General features: G+C 68.6%; 13 protein-coding genes. 1 reads left to right on the top strand and 12 read right to left on the bottom strand.

Annotated elements, in window-relative coordinates; all coding sequences use genetic code 11:
* Positions 1-57: 57 nt before the first annotated feature.
* From ACW4TU_RS04085 to ACW4TU_RS04120, 8 genes are all read right to left on the bottom strand, one after another.
* Positions 58-804 (bottom strand): FadR/GntR family transcriptional regulator, encoded by a 747-nt coding sequence (locus tag ACW4TU_RS04085; protein ID WP_457424707.1) that lies wholly within the window; start codon positions 802-804, stop codon positions 58-60.
* Between the two features lie 196 nt (positions 805-1000).
* On the bottom strand, positions 1001-2194 hold the full coding sequence (locus tag ACW4TU_RS04090) for an acyl-CoA dehydrogenase family protein (protein WP_457424709.1): 1194 nt from the start codon (positions 2192-2194) through the stop codon (positions 1001-1003).
* Between the two features lie 44 nt (positions 2195-2238).
* Entirely contained in the window at positions 2239-3732 is a 1494-nt protein-coding gene (locus ACW4TU_RS04095; RefSeq protein WP_457424711.1) for an aldehyde dehydrogenase, read from the bottom strand.
* A gap of 11 nt (positions 3733-3743) precedes the next feature.
* Positions 3744-4910 (bottom strand): acyl-CoA dehydrogenase family protein, encoded by a 1167-nt coding sequence (locus ACW4TU_RS04100; protein ID WP_457424713.1) that lies wholly within the window; start codon positions 4908-4910, stop codon positions 3744-3746.
* A 4-nt stretch (positions 4911-4914) separates the two neighbouring features.
* Complete coding sequence (locus ACW4TU_RS04105; protein ID WP_457424715.1) at positions 4915-5691, bottom strand: enoyl-CoA hydratase/isomerase family protein; 777 nt, start codon at positions 5689-5691, stop codon at positions 4915-4917.
* Positions 5679-6881, bottom strand: coding sequence for a CaiB/BaiF CoA transferase family protein (locus ACW4TU_RS04110; protein ID WP_457424717.1), 1203 nt, complete (start codon positions 6879-6881; stop codon positions 5679-5681). Before ACW4TU_RS04110 ends, ACW4TU_RS04105 begins: the two co-directional genes overlap by 13 nt.
* 55 nt (positions 6882-6936) lie before the next feature.
* Positions 6937-7908, bottom strand: coding sequence for an acyl-CoA dehydrogenase family protein (locus ACW4TU_RS04115; RefSeq protein ID WP_457424719.1), 972 nt, complete (start codon positions 7906-7908; stop codon positions 6937-6939).
* The gene (locus ACW4TU_RS04120) at positions 7905-8681 is read right to left on the bottom strand and encodes an enoyl-CoA hydratase-related protein (protein WP_457424721.1); all 777 of its coding nucleotides are present in this window, start codon (positions 8679-8681) and stop codon (positions 7905-7907) included. The genes ACW4TU_RS04115 and ACW4TU_RS04120 overlap by 4 nt, the downstream gene beginning before the upstream one ends.
* Before the next feature lie 140 nt (positions 8682-8821).
* On the opposite strand from ACW4TU_RS04120, the gene ACW4TU_RS04125 reads away from it, so the two are divergent.
* The gene (locus tag ACW4TU_RS04125) at positions 8822-10375 is read left to right on the top strand and encodes a 3-hydroxyacyl-CoA dehydrogenase (RefSeq protein WP_457424723.1); all 1554 of its coding nucleotides are present in this window, start codon (positions 8822-8824) and stop codon (positions 10373-10375) included.
* 416 nt (positions 10376-10791) lie between these two features.
* Here ACW4TU_RS04125 and ACW4TU_RS04130 read toward each other — a convergent pair whose 3' ends face one another.
* From ACW4TU_RS04130 to ACW4TU_RS04145, 4 genes are all read right to left on the bottom strand, one after another.
* Complete coding sequence (locus ACW4TU_RS04130) at positions 10792-11655, bottom strand: helix-turn-helix domain-containing protein (protein ID WP_457424725.1); 864 nt, start codon at positions 11653-11655, stop codon at positions 10792-10794.
* A 229-nt stretch (positions 11656-11884) separates the two neighbouring features.
* Positions 11885-13063, bottom strand: coding sequence for an XdhC family protein (locus ACW4TU_RS04135; protein ID WP_457424727.1), 1179 nt, complete (start codon positions 13061-13063; stop codon positions 11885-11887).
* Positions 13064-13209: 146 nt separating this feature from the next.
* Positions 13210-15405: a xanthine dehydrogenase family protein molybdopterin-binding subunit gene (locus ACW4TU_RS04140; RefSeq protein WP_457424729.1), complete on the bottom strand. Its 2196-nt coding sequence runs from the start codon at positions 15403-15405 to the stop codon at positions 13210-13212.
* A complete protein-coding gene (locus ACW4TU_RS04145) occupies positions 15402-16382 on the bottom strand; it encodes an FAD binding domain-containing protein (protein ID WP_457424731.1) in 981 nt (326 codons plus the stop codon). The genes ACW4TU_RS04140 and ACW4TU_RS04145 overlap by 4 nt, the downstream gene beginning before the upstream one ends.
* Positions 16383-16387 lie beyond the last annotated feature (5 nt).

A 16387-nucleotide genomic window follows, 5' to 3' on the forward strand; every position in this document is an offset into this window, starting at 1 on the left:
ACACCTGGCTGCCGTACCGAGCCGTGCCGGCAGGGCGCCGAGACAGCGGGCAGAAGGTCACACAGAATCGCTCTGCGCGGTCGAGTAGCGCAGGACGTAGTCGAGGTGCGACTGCATCGCTTCCGCAGCCGCCCTCTCGTCCCCCTCCTCGATCGCCTTGAGGATCACCATGTGCTGCTTCACCGTCCGCCTCCCCACCTCTTCCGTCACATCCAGAAACTGCGCCGGATGCGTCGCATCATGCACAGCCGCAATGAATGCCGCCAGCAACCGATTACCCGACGCCTGCCCGATCGTCGTGTGAAAGGCCAGGTCATAACCCGGAATTCCCGGATCATCAATCGTGGTCGTCCGCTGTCGCTCCACAATCGACCGCAACTCGTCTACCTGCGCCTCACTCCGATGCACGGCAGCCATACGCGCGGCCGGCACCTCCAGTACCCGCCGCACCTCCGTCAACTCAAATACATCCAACGCGCCCAGACGCAAAATCGTGTCCACTGACTCACTCAGCATCCGGCTCAGCGAATCCGGAGTCACCGTATTGACGAAACTCCCGCCGGACATCCCAGGGATCTTCCGGATCAGTCCCCCGCTCACCAACGCACCCAGTGCCTCACGCACGGTCGGACGGCTCACCCCGAACTGCTTCGCCAGCTCCGTCTCCGGTGGAAGCTTCTCCCCCTGAGCGAAATGTCCCTCCAAAATCGCATCCCGGATCTGCTGCTCCACCTGGTCGCGTGGCCGCATCACCTGCCGTGCCTTGAACCTCTCGTCGGCCCCAGACCTCGCCGCACCAGCCATGCAAAACCCTCCACGCCCGCCAGGCCGGCCGACGCGGTCGCGTCGGACACACCAAGGCTCCAGATCCCGAAAGCTGCAGTATATGACCAAGGTAGTCAATTGTCATACTGAAAAATGTCGTGCTTCAGCCTTGGGGGCGGGATCGCCCGGCGCCGGTCTGCGCCGGGGCGACCGGCAAGGGCTACCGCTCGGCACATCACATCGCGTACTCCTTGAGCAGACTGCGACCGATGATCATCTTCTGGATCTCGGAGGTACCCTCGCCGATGAGCATGAAGGCCGCCTCACGGTAGAGCCGCTCGATCTCGTATTCCTTGGAGTAGCCGTACCCGCCATGGATGCGGAACGACGCCTCGACCACTTCCTTGCAGTACTCGCTCGCGAGCATCTTGGCCATGCCGGCCTCGACGTCGTTGCGCCGGCCCGCATCCTTCTTGCGGGCCGCACGGACCGTCATCGCGTGCGCGGCCTCGACCTTGGTCGCCATCTCGGCGAGGCGGAACAGGATCGCCTGGTGCTGTGCGATCGGCTTGCCGAACGTCTCACGCTGCTGCGCGTACGCGATGCCCAGCTCGAAGGCGCGAACGGCGATCCCGCACGCCCGCGCGGCGACGTTCACCCGGCCCACCTCAACGCCGTCCATCATCTGGTAGAAGCCTTTGCCGGGATCTCCGCCGAGGATCTGACCAGCCCCGATCCGATGATCGTCGAAGATCATCTCGGTGGTGTCGACGCCCTTGTAGCCCATCTTGTCGATCTTTCCCGGGATGGTGACGCCCTGGGCGGTCTCGCCGAAGCCGGGCTGCTTCTCCACCAGGAACGTGGTCATGTTCCTGTAGACCGAGTCCGCGCCCTCGTCGGTCTTCGTCAGCACCGCGACCAGGTTCGACGAGCCGCCGTTGGTCAGCCACATCTTCTGGCCGGTGATCGAGTAGGAGCCGTCGGGAAGTCTGTCGGCCTTGGTGGACACGGCCGAGACGTCGGAGCCGAGGCCCGGCTCCGACATCGAGAAGGCGCCCCGGACCTCGCCGGTGGCCATCCGCGGGAGGTACGTCCGCTTCTGCTCCTCGGTGCCGTGCTGCATCAGCATGTACGCGACGATGAAGTGCGTGTTGATGACACCCGAGACGCTCATCCAGCCCCGCGCGATCTCCTCCACGCACAGCGCGTACGTCAGCAAGGACTCACCGAGGCCGCCGTACTCCTCCGGGATCGTCAGGCCGAAGACGCCGAGCTCCTTCAAGCCCTCGACGATCTCGGTCGGATACTCGTCCCTGTGCTCGAGCCCGGTCGCGACCGGCATGATCTTTTCCTCGACGAACTGCCGGACCAGCTTGAGGATCTCGCGCTGGTCCTCGGTCAGTCCATCGGTACTGGCAAGACGATCCATCTGACAGTTCGTTCCTCTCGATCCAATAGCCACGGTGTAGTCGTTCACGCGAGCGATGCCGCCACGTCCGGGGGCAGTCCGATGGACCGCACCTCCGTGTAGGCGTCGAGGCCCTCTGGGCCGAACTCGCGCCCGATCCCGCTGGCCTTGAACCCGCCGAACGGAGCCCTGAGCCCCACCGGGTGCCCGTTCAGCTCCACGACACCGGTGCGGATCCGGCTCGCGAGTTCCAGCCCTCGACGGGGGTCCGAGGTGAACACGGCCCCGCTGAGGCCATAGGCGGAGTTGTTGGCGATCTCGACCGCCTCGGTTTCGTCCCGGTAGGTCATGACGGCGAGGACCGGTCCGAAGATCTCTTCCTGAGCGATCGTCATGTCGGGCCGCACACCGGTGAAGAGCGTCGGTTCCACGAACCAACCGCGGTCAAGACCCTGCGGACGTCCACCGCCCTTGACGAGGGTCGCGCCTTCCTTGTGGCCGGTGGCGATGTAGTGCTCGACCGTCTCGCGCTGCCGGGAGGAGAACAGCGGCCCGATCTGGGTGGCCTCGTCGTAGGGGCTGCCCACGGGCATCGAGTCGATCAAGGCGCCCAGCCGCTCGACGAGCTCGTCCTGGCGCGCCTCGGAGACCAGCACCCTGGTCTTCAGGCTGCACACCTGACCGTTGTTGCGGAACGCCCCGAGGCGCATCGTCTCCACGGCCTGGTCGAGGTCGGCGTCGTCGAGGACGACGGCGGCCGACTTGCCCCCCAGCTCGAGCGTGACGCGCCGCAGGTCGTGACCGCACAGCGCCGCGATCCGCCGGCCCGCGGCGGTTGATCCGGTGAAGGTCACCTTGTCGACGCCCTGGTGCGCGACGAGGTACTCGCTGCTCTCGCGCTCTGCCGGAACGATGTTGACCACGCCCTCCGGGAACCCGGCTTGCTCGATCAGCTCGCCCAGGACATACGCGTCGAGAGGCGTCTGCGGGGCCGGCTTCAGCACGACCGTGCACCCCGCCAGCATCGCTGGGACGATCTTCTGGACGCTGATGCTCATGGGCACGTTCCACGGAACGACCGCTGCCACCACGCCGACCGGCTCCCGTGTGACGAGTGCGCTGCCCGTCTCAGCGGTGCGGATCGACCGGAACGGGTAGTCCGGCGCGAGATCGAGGCACGCGTCGATCACCCGGACCGGACTGACGGCCTGGAGGGCACGGGACTGCGTGATAGGGCAGCCGATCTCGTCGGTGATCAGCTGGGCGATGGGCTCCTGGTGCTCGGCGACCAGCCGCCGCAGTTCCCGCAGCGCCGCCATGCGCGCTTCCAGCGGCATACGCGGCCACGGGCCGTTGTCGAACGCGGCGCGCGCCGCCGCGACGGCGCGGTCGATGTCGCTCGTGGACGCCGAGGGGACCTCGGCGATGACCTCCTCGGTGAACGGCGACACTATCCTCAGGTGCTCACCATGTGCTGGAACCCACTGCCCTCCGATGAACAGACGGTCGTGGCGGCCCTCCCACACCATGGACTTCTCCTTCGTGTACAGGGACTTCATCGGCCTCTCGGTCACGGCGTCGCCGAAAGGCGGATGTCCCGGGCGACGAGCATGCTCTGGACCTGGTTCGTTCCGTCGTATATCTCGGTGATCTTCCCGTCGCGCAGCCGGCGCTCCGCGCCGATGTCGTCGCGGTCGCCGTCGTCGCCGAGCAGTTCGACGCAGGCCGAGGCAACTCGCACGCCCAGCGTCGTGCAGTGCATCTTGACCATGGAGACCTCGGCCGTGGGGTCCTCGCCGCTGGCGTCGACCAGGTCGCAGGCCTCCCTCAGCATCGACCGGCCGGCCGTGATCTCGGCCCGCAGCCGTGCCAGTTCGAACTGGAGGTCCTGGGCGCTTCGGGTGCGGGAGGAGAGGAGGTCTCGCTGCGCGCAGTAGCGCGCCGTAGCGTCGAAGGCGCCCTGTGCGAACCCGATTCCCTGCGCGGCCGCGCTGATGCGTGACTTGGCGACGGACCGCAGCAGCAGCGGGTAGCCCTCACCCTCGGCGCCGAGTCGGGCGTCGGCAGGGATGCGGCACTCCTGGAATCCGAGCGTGACGGTCGAGGCGCCCTTCTGGCCCAGCTTCTTCATCGGCCTGCCGGCCTCAAGACCCTCTGTACGCGCCGTGTCGACGAGGAAGGCCGTGATGCCGTCCTTGCCGAGGCTCGGGTCGACCGTCGCGAAGAGCACGATGACGTCGGCGACATCGCCGTTGGAGATGAAGGTCTTCTCGCCGTTGATCACATAGGAGTCGCCGTCACGGCGCGCCGTCGTGCGCATCGACGCGACGTCCGATCCGGACTCGGGCTCGGTCAGGGCGATGGCCCCGATAGCCGTGCCCCGGCAGATCGCGGGAATCCAGGCTTCGTGCTGGTCGGGTCTTCCCTGGAGGTGGATCGGGTGCGCGCAGTGCATCTGGGTCATGTAGACCGTGGAGGTCGATCCGCAGGCGGCCGCGATCCGGGAGAGCGCTTCGGCATACGTCGCCGTGGATGTGCCACGCCCCCCGAGCGAGGTCGGCATCAACAGCCCGCCGAGACCTGCCTCGGCGAGCGCCTGGACGGACGCCGCGGGAAATGTGCTCTCCCGGTCTACGGTCACGGCGGCCGGAGCCACGGTCTGTGCGATCACACGGTCGAGGAGTTGGATCACGGCGGTGTCGTCCGCCGGGGGTGGAATCTCGGGGGCAGGGGTCACTTCGTCACTCCTCGGTGAAGACGGGCTCGCGTCGCTCGGCGAAGGACGTGATGCCCTCCTGGCCGTCGGCAGAGGCGATCGACAGTGCGGCGAGCGCCGCCTCGTGTTCCAGGGCAGGGCCGGCGGTGCTCTGCCGTGCGGCTTCGAGCAGGTTGGCCAGCCCGGTGCGGCTTCCCGAGGCGATCAGGCGCGCCGTGGCGTCCACCTCGCGCCTTAGCCCGGCGGCGGGGACGGGCGGGACGGACAACAGACCGATCTGCCAGGCACGATCGGCGTCGATACGGGTGCCGGTGAGCATGAGATGGAGCGCCGCGGCCTTGCCCACGGTTCTGGGCAGCCGCTGGGTGCCTCCGAATCCCGGGATGCAGCCGATCCGTGCCTCCGGGAGGCCGAACCGGCTGCGATCGGAGGCGATCACCACGTGGCACGCCAGCATCAGCTCGAAGCCCCCGCCGAGTGCGAAGCCGTCGACCTCGGCGATCACCGGAACGGGCGAGCGTTCGATCGCGGTGATCGCGCGATGGCCCCGTCGGATGAATGCGTGCGCCCGGTCGGCGTCCAGGCCCCGGATCTCCTCCAGATCGGCGCCGGCGCTGAAGGCTCTGTCGCCCGCCCCTCGGACGACCAGGCACCTGATTCCCGGGCTTTCGTCGGCGGCCCGTCGGACCTCGTCGGCCAGGGCGTCCAGCACTGAACTGTTCAGGGCGTTGAGCCGGTCCGGACGATTCAGAGTGATCGTCCGCACTCGCTCGGCCTCGGCCACCTCGATCAGGGAATCCATACGACACCCGCCTCCGTGAGATCGGCGATCCGTTCGTCGTCGAATCCGGCACTGGCAAGGATGTCGTGGCCGTGCTCGCCCTGGAGCGGGGCCGGCAAGCGCGGGGCCCGGCTGCTCTGCGAACCGAGCCGCCACGGGCTTCCGACGCCCCGGAAGACACCCGCCCGTGGATGAACCTGGCTGACGATCGCCTCGCGGGCCTCCACCTGGGGGTCCTCGACGACTTCGGACAGCGAGTTGATCCGTGCACAGGGTACGCCGACGTCCTGCAGGGCCTTGAGTGCCTCTTGCGAGGTCATCGTGGACAGAACCGACTGGAAGGCGTCGACGGCCTCGTTCCGTTGCCCTCGGCGTCCGGCGTTGGTGGCCAGGTCAGGCCGCCGGGCCAGCTCGTCCAGGCCCAGGGCCGCGCAGGCGTTGAGCCAGAGCTTGTCGTTGCCCACGGCGACGACGATGGGACGGTCGCTAGTGAGGAACGACTGGTAGATCGCGACCACGGAGTCGGTGCCCCCACAGGGGCGGGGCTCAGGATCGCCCGCGAGGTAACTGGCGATGCGGGGTGACATGAAAGCAAGGTCGGCCTCGAGAAGAGAGACGTCGATGATCTCGCCCACGCCGTGCATCTGCTGCCTCACCAGCGCTGCCGCGATGGCGTACGCGGCGACGGTACCGGCCGCGACATCGGACAGGGCCGTGCTGACGCGTTGCGGTACACCGGCGTCACCGGTGACGCTCATCATCCCGGAGCGGGCCTGGGCGATCAGGTCGTATCCCGGCAGGGCGGCGTCGGGCCCGTCGAGCCCGAATCCGGAGAGCGCGCAGATCACCAGCCTGGGAAACCGTTCGCTCAGGGCGGCCAGTCCGAGACCGTGCCGGTCGAGCTTGGCCGGGTTCAGGTTCTCGATGAACACGTCCGCGGTCTCCAGCAGCCGGAAGAGCACTTCGCGGCCCTGTTCGCCGCGGATGTCCAGGCACAGGCTCTTCTTGTTGCGGTTGACCGACAGGAACCACGCGGCTTCGCCGTTGAGGAAGGGTGGTCCCCAGCCGCGGGCGTCGTCTCCGCGCACGGGCTCGATCTTGATGATCTCCGCTCCCATGTCACCGAGGTACATGGAAGTGGTGGGTGCCGCGTAGGACGACGAGATGTCGACCACGGTGATCCCGTGCAGCGGGGCAGGGGACGCGTTCATGAAGCCTCCGTCCTCGGGTGGTTCTTCGTGCGGCGCGGGAAGGGTGCGAGGGCCATCAGGCGTCGCCCCCAAGGTGGCCGAGGCCACGCGCGGCGACCTGTGCCAGGAGGGACCGGCGGCCGCCACCCCGGGCCCGCAGGCTCACCGCGTCGCGCAGCAGACCGGCCACCGGGTATTCGTCGACGTATCCGTAGCCGCCGTGCACCTGGATCGCGTCGAGGCAGACATCGACGGCGGTCCTGCCCGCCTGGGCCAGCAGTTCCTCTGTGTCGAGGTCACCGGCGGCCGCCGCGTCGAGCATCACGCGCACTGCGCAGACGCGGATCCTCATCTCGGCCAGCATCGCGCGCAGACCCGCGAAGGTACCGATGGGGGAACCGAACTGACGCCGCTCGCGGGCGTAGGTCTCGGCCGTGTCGAGCGCCTTCTCGGCGAGGCCGAGCCCGACGGCGGAGGTGAACAGGTCCCAGTCGCGTGAGGTGCGCCGCGCGACGGCGTCCGGCAGTGTGGTCACCAGGGTGTCGTCGAGCCGGACCGTCCGCAGGGCGGCTGCGCGCAGTCCGGTGCGCCGTGTGCCTTCGGCGTCCTCCGCCACGAGAGCGTCCCAGCGGGCCAGGACGGCGGAATGCGTCCCACGGTCCAGGAATACCAACGCGGCGGGAGCCAGCAGCGTCGGCACCGTGGCCGTCCATGGGCGGTGAGCCGTGGGATTGGTGACCGCAGACGTCAGGTCCGTCAGGTCCGTCACGTCGCGGTCGGCGGCCTCCGTAGCCGCGAGTCCGCGCTGCGCGGCGAACCGGCCGCCGAGGGCGAAGGCCGCCGCGGGTGAGAAGTACGCGGTCGTCCGCACGGTTGCCACGAGCCAGTCGACGGAGTCGTCCAGTCCGGCCGTCTCCTGTGCGAGGTCGAGGACGTCCGCGGTGTGGAGCAGGGAGCGGATCGCGGGGGTGTCACTCCCGTCCCAGGCCGTGAGGCGCTTTGTCAGCACGGCGAGGAAGTCGTCGCGTTCCACATGGCGCCCGGTCATCGGTTGAACCTCTCGCGGCGGGGGTCGCGGCGCTCCTCGAAGGATTCCGACATCTCAGCCGCCTCCTGGGTACTGCGGTAGGCGGTGAGCAGCAGGTCGTGCGCGAGGCGGGCCTGCCCGGCGACGCCGGTGTGGCGGCTGGAGAAGGCGGTTTTGAGGGCGGCCAGCGCGAAGGGGCCGCGCCGACGCAGGTCCTGGGCCACCTCGACGGCCCGGTCAAGGACGGGGCGGCCGGTCACCACCTCGTTGACCAGGCCCATGTCCAGGGCTTCCTGCGCGGAGTACTTGCGGTTCAGGTACCACATCTCCTTCGCCCGACGGCGCCCGATGGTCTCCTCGAGGTACCAGGTGCCGTAGCCGGCGTCGAAGCTGCCGACCATCGGGCCCACCTGGCGGAACACAGCATGGTCGGCGGCGATCGAGAGGTCGCACACGACCTGGAGCACGTTCCCCCCGCCGACGGCATAGCCGTTGACCGCCGCGATCACTGGCTTGGGCATCGCGTCGATGAACTCGTAGAGATCGATGACCGGCATCACGCTGGAGTAGTCGAGGGAAGCCAGCTGGTCGTGTTCTCCCCCGATACAGAAGAACCTGTCGCCGGCACCGGTGAGGATCGCCACGTCGATCTCAGGTGTCTGCCGCACGTGCTGCAGCGCTGCGAGCAGCTCACGGGCTGTTTCGAACCTCAGCTTGTTGGCCCGGTCGGGCCGGTTGATCGTGATCACCGCGACGCCGTCGTGGACGGCGAGGGTGATGTCCTCGTAACTCATGGACTCAGCTCCTGGTTCGACGAGTCGGCCCGTTCGGGATGCAGCTGTGTGCGGGCCGCCACCTGACACACACCTCACACTTCGACCTGTTTCTTATACACGTGAAAAAGTTTGACATTACGATACTCTGTCGAGGATCCATGTCAAGGATCTTGGAGATCGTCCATGGTGCTGCGGCAGGACGGTCCACGGACGACGCCGAGGAGACCCTGATGTCACAGCCACTGGCCCCCATCTGTGTGATCGGAGCGGGCACGATGGGCCGAGGGATCGCGCAGGTCGCCCTCGCCTCCGGACACCCGGTGCACCTGGTCGACCCGGACGAGGCACAGCTGGACGCGGCCAGATCCGACATCACCGCCCGCCTCAGCCGGAAGGACCCAGCGGCGCCCGCCCTGGTCGAGGCACGGCTGCTCACCCTCACGGATCTCGCCCAGGCGCCGGTGGATGCGCGGACGGTCGCCATCGAAGCCATCCTGGAACACCTGGACGTCAAGCAGGCGGTTCTGCGGCGAGCCGCAGAACACTTCGGACCGACGTGCGTCCTCGCGACGAACACCTCGTCGCTGTCGGTCACCGCCATCGCCGCCGGCACACCGGATCCGTCACGCGTGGTCGGCATGCACTTCTTCAACCCCGTCCCCGTGATGAAGCTCGTCGAGGTCGTCCGAGGCCTGCAGACCGCCGACGAGGTCGTCGACACCGTCGTCGAACTCGCCGTACGCTGGGGCAAGTCGGTCGCCCATGTCCGCTCGGTACCCGGATTCATCGTCAACCGGGTCGCCCGGGCCTTCTACGGAGAGTCCCTGCGACTGGTCGAAGAGCGTGCGACCACTGCGGAGACGATCGACGAACTGATGCGCTCCGCCGGCGGATTCCGCATGGGCCCGTTCGAACTGATGGACCTGATCGGCAACGACGTCAACTTCGCGGTGACGCAGTCCGTCTGGACGTCGTACCACTACGACCCTCGGTTCGCCCCTTCCCTCATCCAGAGCGAACTCATCGCCGCAGGACGGTTCGGTCGCAAGACCGGCCGAGGCTTCTACGAGTACGACGGGACCGCCGAGCGACCGCTCCCCCTCGCCGCGGAAGTGAAGGCCGAGGCATCAGGCGCCACGCCTGTGGTCCTCCACGGTTCGGACGACCAGTTGGAGGCCCTGGTCACCCGTGGCGGCCTCGCGTTCGGCCGGGAGGAGAGCGACACCCCCCGCGTCGAGTTCGTCGGTCTGGGGTCGGTCATGGTCACTCGCGGCCGGAGTGCGCGCGAGGAGTCGGCCCTACGCGGCGAGCCCGTACTTCTCCTCGATCGCTGTCTGGATCCCGCCACGGCGACGGCTCTCGCCCTCGCCTCCACCGACGCCGCACTCACCGACGCCGTCGTCGCCCTGCTGGATCGCGCCCGCATACGCGCCTTCCCCATTGCCGACACACCGGGACTCGTGCTCGCCCGAGTTCTCTCGATGATCGCGAACGAGGCGTGGGAGACGGCCCACCACGGAGTCGCGACCCCTGATGACATCGACACCGCGATGCGCCTGGGCACCAACTACCCCATGGGCCCGTTCGCCTGGAGCGCCCGCTGGTCCACAGGCGGCGTGCTCGAACTGCTCGACGCCCTCTGGTCGTCCTACCACGACCCGCGATACCGGGCCAGCCAAGCCCTGCGGGCCGCGGTGCCGACCACCTCGTAGGACGGCCTCGGCTGACGGCAAGTCATGGAATAAGCGGCTGCGAGGGGAAGGGTTTCCTCCCTGGCTGTTTGAAACCAGGGAGGAAACCCTGCTATCTGCATCCGCCCACCACCAGGGAGAGATCCGGGAGGACGCATCCGGGAGGACGCCAGCCTGGAAGCAGCAGTGCCCATGCTGCTCGGCTCGTACTTCGCCGCCTGCATGGCCGGACGTCGGCGACCGCCCCCAGTGGGCCGAGCCGTTGATCTCACCCTGGTCGCCCTACACCCGCCTGACATCGCCCTCTGTGAACCGGCTATCTCGCTCGCGGTGACGTCGGCGAACCTGCGGACCACGCCTCGAAGGCGCCGCGCCGCCGGCGAAGTGGGCGTCGCGTGCACGCGTCGAACCGGATTCGCCTGCGCGCGATGTCGTCGTCAGTTCGCCGTACCGGGGGCGGCCGGTTGCCCGTCAGCCACCCAAGCCGCAAGGCTGCGCAGTCTGTCGTGCGTGGCCGTGTTGGGTGCGGGCGTCCAGATGGTCAGTTGCTGATCGGGGTCGGTGCTGCACGTGAGGGTGTCCCATTCGAGGGTGAGTTCGCCGACGATCGGATGGTTCAGCGTCTTCGCACCGACCTTCCGGGCCGCCACGAGGTGCTCGGCCCACCACCGCCGGAAGTCCGCGTCCCGCTCCGACAACTCGTCGACCAGTGCGGCGAGTCTCGGCGAGCCCGGGTTGCGGGCCGTTTCCCTTCGCAGTTGTGCGACGGCAAGGCGGGCCGCGGCCTCCCAGTCGGCGTACAGGCCCCTCATACGGTCCGAGAAGATCATCTTCGCGTAATTGCGGTCCGCTTTCGGGATGCGCCCGAAGTCGCCCACCAGGGCAGCACCCATCTCGTTCCAGGCCAGCACGTCCATCCGGCGTCCGAGGACCATCGCGGGGATGGACATGAGGTCGTCGAGCAGCCGCTGCAGCTGCGGGTTGACGACCTGAGCCTCGGGCGGGTGCGGGCGGCCGGCGTCCTTGCCCGCCAGTTCGAAGACATACTCCCGCTGGTCGTCACTGAGCTTCAGTACTCGGGCGATGGCCTCCAGCACGGGCTGGGAGACATCCATGCGTCCCTGTTCCACCCGTGTGTAATAGTCGGTGCTGATCGCGGCCAGCACAGCCACCTCCTCCCGGCGCAGGCCTGGGACTCGCCGCGGCGCTCCCGAGTCGGGCAGCCCCACAGAGCGGGGAGTCAGCTCCGCACGCCGAAGTTTCAGGAAGTCACCCAACTCATGGGGTGCACTGCCAGTCATGTCAGCCAATCTCACAGGGATGGGGCCCCTGGCCGGGGCGAAGCGTTGCTCCGCAGATGTGCTTGTGGCGCACTTGCCGGAAGAAAGCGTCTGCGGATCGAGGGTGTTCAGCGGTCAAGGTTCCGCGAGGGCGGCGGGTTCGGCTGCGGGAAGCCCGCCTGAGATGGGGGCCGTCCGGGTCCTGTCGCTGCCCCGGCACACCATTGATCATCCGCGAGACCGTGCCGCTTCACACACCGGCACGTGCGGCTGTCCCTTCGAACGTGGGCAGGGCATCGGCCGCGGATGGCAACGGGGGCATCGCACGGTGGATCGGTCCCGTGCGTCGGGAGAGGGGCAGGCCACTTCCGAGGTTGGTGGAGGCGATGATCTCCGCCACGATGGAGACAGCTGTCTCTTCCGGTGTGTGAGCCCCTAGATCGAGGCCGATCGGCGAGTGTAGGCGGGCGATGAGAGCGTCGGACATGCCCTGTTCGCGCAAAAGGCGGAGACGCTGTTCGTGTGTGCGCCGCGATCCCATGGCCCCGACATAACCGACGGGCAGACCGAGGGCCAGTCGTAGCAGAGGGATGTCGAACTTGGCGTCGTGGGTGAGGACGCAGACGGCGGTGCGGGCGTCCACGCTCGTGCGCTCAAGGTAGCGGTGGGGCCAGTCGACGACGACCTCGTCCGCGTCCGGGAAACGTGCCGGTGTGGCGAAGACGGGGCGAGCGTCGCACACGGTGACGTGATACCCGAGGAAGCGGCCCGCCTGGCTGAGCGCGGCGGCGAAGTCGACGGCGCCGAAGATCAGCATGCGGGGGCGGGGGGCTGCCACGTGGATGAGGACGGACAGCCGGTCCGGGCAGGCGTCGGCGTCTCCGCCCAGCTCGACGCGCGCGGTACGTCCGGACCGGAGCAGGGCGCCCGCCTGCGCGGTCACCGCGCGGTCCGTCGGCCCTCCGTCCAGGGTTCCGTAGGAGGCGGTGCCATCGACAAGGACGCAGACCATGCGGCCCAGCAAGTCGTGACGGCCGTCGACGATCTGCGCCACGGCGGTCGGCCTGCCCTGGACGATGTCGTCCAGGGCGGCACCGAGATGCGGTTCGGTAGCCGGGTCGATGCGCCGGACGAGGACCTCGAGTTCGCCGCCGCAGGTCAGGCCGACGGCGAAGGCGTCGTCGTCGGAGTATCCGAACCAGGCGCGCTGGACAGGACCCTCGTCCTCCAGGACCCGTTGGCACAGGTCATAGACCGCGCCCTCGACGCAGCCGCCGGAGATGCTGCCGACCGCGTTGCCGTCGGCGTCCACCGCGACCGACGTGCCGATCGGCAAGGGAGCGCTGCCGGTGACGTCAACGACGGTGGCCAGGGCGAAGGGGCGTGCTTCGCGGCACCAGCGGTGCAGTGTGTCCGCGATGTTCAGCATGAGTCTTTCTCCGTGGTTCGCCGGGGGAACGTGGGGCGGGCCGCCGCCGCGCTGCGGGGGAGCATCTGTGCGCGGCGGCGGCCCAGTCTGGCCCGGCAGCCGCACAGTGGAGCTGCTGCCGGGCCGGTCGATGGGCGTGCTGAGAGTTAGAGCAACGCCTCGGCGGTGATGGGCAGTTCACGGACCCGGCGGCCGGTGGCGTTGAAGACCGCGTTGCCGATCGCGGCGGCCACACCCACCTGGACGACCTCGCCGATCCCCTTCACCCCCAGCGCGTTGCCCGAGTTGTCCTCGCCGTCCAGGTAGATCGCCCTGACCTCTGGGACGTCGGCGTTCACGGGCACCAGGTAGTCGGCCATGCTCGGGTTCACGATCCGCCCGTCACGGTGGTCGGTGACCGTGTGCTCCAGCAGCGCCGTGCCGATGCCACCCACGATGCCGCCGATCGCCTGACTGTCGGCCAGCTTGGGGCTGATGATGCGGCCGCAGTCGTACACCCCGAGCACCCGCCGCACCCGCACCAGGCCCAGCGTCGCATCCACGGCGACCTCGGCGAAGGTCGCGTTGTAGGCGGCGTAGGAGTCCCGCTCGGGAGTCGGCGGTCCGGCGTAGTCGCCGTGTGCTTCGAGGTGGGTGCGGTTGTTGCGGGCCAACAGGCTCTTGTACGTCTCACCGCGCGCCGGATTGCCCTGCACGTGGAGTCGGCCGCCCCGCACGACGACGTCGCCGGCCGGCACGCCGTACAGCGGCGACCCGCGGTCCTCGACGGCCAGCTTGATCGCCTGCCGGCGCACCTGGTCGCACGCGTCGAGGACGGCGGAGCCGACACTGGCCATGGTCGACGAGCCGCCGTGCGGCCCGGTCGCCGGATAGAGGGAGTCGCCGAGCCGGAAGGTGACCGCGCGCATGGCCAGCCCGAGCGCGTCCGCGGCGACCTGGGTCTGGGAGGTGTAGGTTCCCGGCCCCATGTCAGTGGTGGCCGCGTCGACCACCGCGGTGCCGTCGGCGTTCAGCCGGGCCTGGGCCTGCGCCGGATAGCGCCCCGGGTCGTACACGCCCGCGGCCATGCCCAGACCGACCAGCCAGTCCCCGTCACGCGTCGAACGAGGCTTGGGACTACGACGATCCCAGCCGAACTCACGCGCACCGACCGTGTAGCACTCACGCAGCCGACGGGTGGACCAGGGCAGGTTCTTCGCCTCGTCCTCGGACGGCTCGTTGCGCCGGCGCAGCTCGATCGGGTCGACGCCGAGCTTGTGGGCGAGCTCGTCCATCGCCGACTCGATCACGAACGACGCCGACGCGAAACCGGGCCCGCGCATCCAGATCGGCGAGTTGACGTCCAGCGGCACCGTCCGGTACGCCTGGCTGACGTTGGGCATGCTGTAGAGCATCTGCCCGGGCAGCATGACCCCCTCGGTGAAGGTCTCGTACGACGAGGTTTCCGAGTCGATCCGGTGGGTCGCGGCGGACAGCCGGCCGCGCCGGTCGCTGCCGAGGCGCAGCTGGTACTCGTAGGACGGCCGGAATCCGGTGCCGAAGTACATCTGCTTGCGGCTGAGCACCAGCTTGACGGGACGCTTCGTCTCTCGCGCGGCCAGCGCGGCGACGATGGTGTGGGGCCAGCAGCGCAGGCCGCTGCCGAAGCCGCCACCCACGAACGGGTTGATGACCCGCACCGCGTCCGCGGGCAGATCGAACACGGCGGCGATCTCGTCGTGCGTGCCCACCACCCACTGGGTCTTGTCCCAGACGGTCACCTTGTTGCCGTCCCAGCGGGCGATGGTGGCGTGCGGCTCCATCGGATTGTGATGGTTGCGCCCCAGCTGGTACGTCAGGTCCAGCTGTACGGGAGCGTTGCGCAGCCCGGCTTCCGCGTCGCCGCGCGCGTAGTTCGTCGGCTGGTCCGGCTCGGCCTCGTGCAGGTCGGTCGAGGGTTTCTTCGCGTCGTAGCGGACCTTGACCAGGCTCGCGCCGTGCTGTGCGGCCTCCAGGGTGGTGGCGATGACGACGGCGACCGGCTGGCCGTGGAAGAGGACCTTGTCGTCCTGGAACACCCGCAGCCTGCGCCCGGGCATGTTGTTGGACCCGGAGTTGTCCCGGTACGGCAGCTTCGGCGCGTTGCCGTGGTGGATCACCCGCAGCACACCCGGCTGCTTCTCTGCGGCGCCGGTGTCGATGGACGTGATGCGGCCGCGGCCGATGCTGCTGTCGACGATGACCGCGTGCACGACCCCGTCGATGTCGAACTCGGCGGCGTACTGCGCCTTGCCCGTGACCTTGAGTCGGCCGTCCACCCGGGACAGCGGCGCACCTACAGCGGTCTGCGGCTGGGGGCTCACTTCATACCTCCTACTACGCGCAGCTGGCGTTCCACGGTCCGTTTGAGCAACTCGACCTTGAATCGGTTGTGCTGAAGGGGACGAGCGCCTTCCGCCGCCTTGGCGGCAGCGGCCTTCCACAACGACTCCGAGGGGCGCTCACCGATGAGGGCCTGCTCGACGCCAGGCAGTTTCCACGGCACCGTGGCCACTCCCCCGGCGGCGACCTTCGCCTCGCGGATCACCCCGCCACGCACATGCAGTGCGACGGCCGCCGACGTCAGGGCGAATTCGTACGACTGCCGGTCACGCACCTTCAGGTAGCCCGACTTCAGCGGGCGCGGCAGCGCCGGAATCTCCACCGCCGTAATCAACTCACCTTGCCGGAGGGCCTGTTCGCGGTTCGGGGTGTTGCCGGGCTTGAGGAGGAAGTCCGCGAAGGGGACACGGCGTTCTCCGTCCGGGCCCAACAGATGCACGCTCGCCTCCAGCGCCGCGAAGGCCACGGCGGCATCGGAGGGGTGGGTGGCCACACAGGAGCCGGAGGTACCGAGGATCGCGTGCGTGCGGTTGTGGCCGTGTAGCGCGGCACAGCCCGACCCCGGATCACGCTTGTTGCAGTCGGCCGTCACGTCGCGGAAGTAGGTGCAGCGGGTGCGCTGCATGATGTTGCCGCCGATGGTAGCCATGTTCCGCAGCTGGGCCGACGCGCTCAGCTCCAGCGCCTCGGAGATGACCGGGTAGGTCGTGCGCACCTTCCGGTTGGCGGCCGTCTCGGCCATGGTCACCAGCGCACCGATGCGCAGCCCGCCACGCTCGGTGACGGTGACTTCGTTCAGAGGTAGACCGGAGATGTCGACCAGCGCCTCAGGACGCTCGACGGTCTCGCGCATCAAGTCGACGAGAGTGGTGCCGCCAGCAATGTAACGGCCTCCGTGCCGACCGGAGTTGAGGGCTTCGCGGGTGTTCGCGGCCTTCGTGAAGGAGAAGGGATACATGTCAG

It is taken from the genome of Streptomyces kryoterrae, assembly GCF_054072135.1.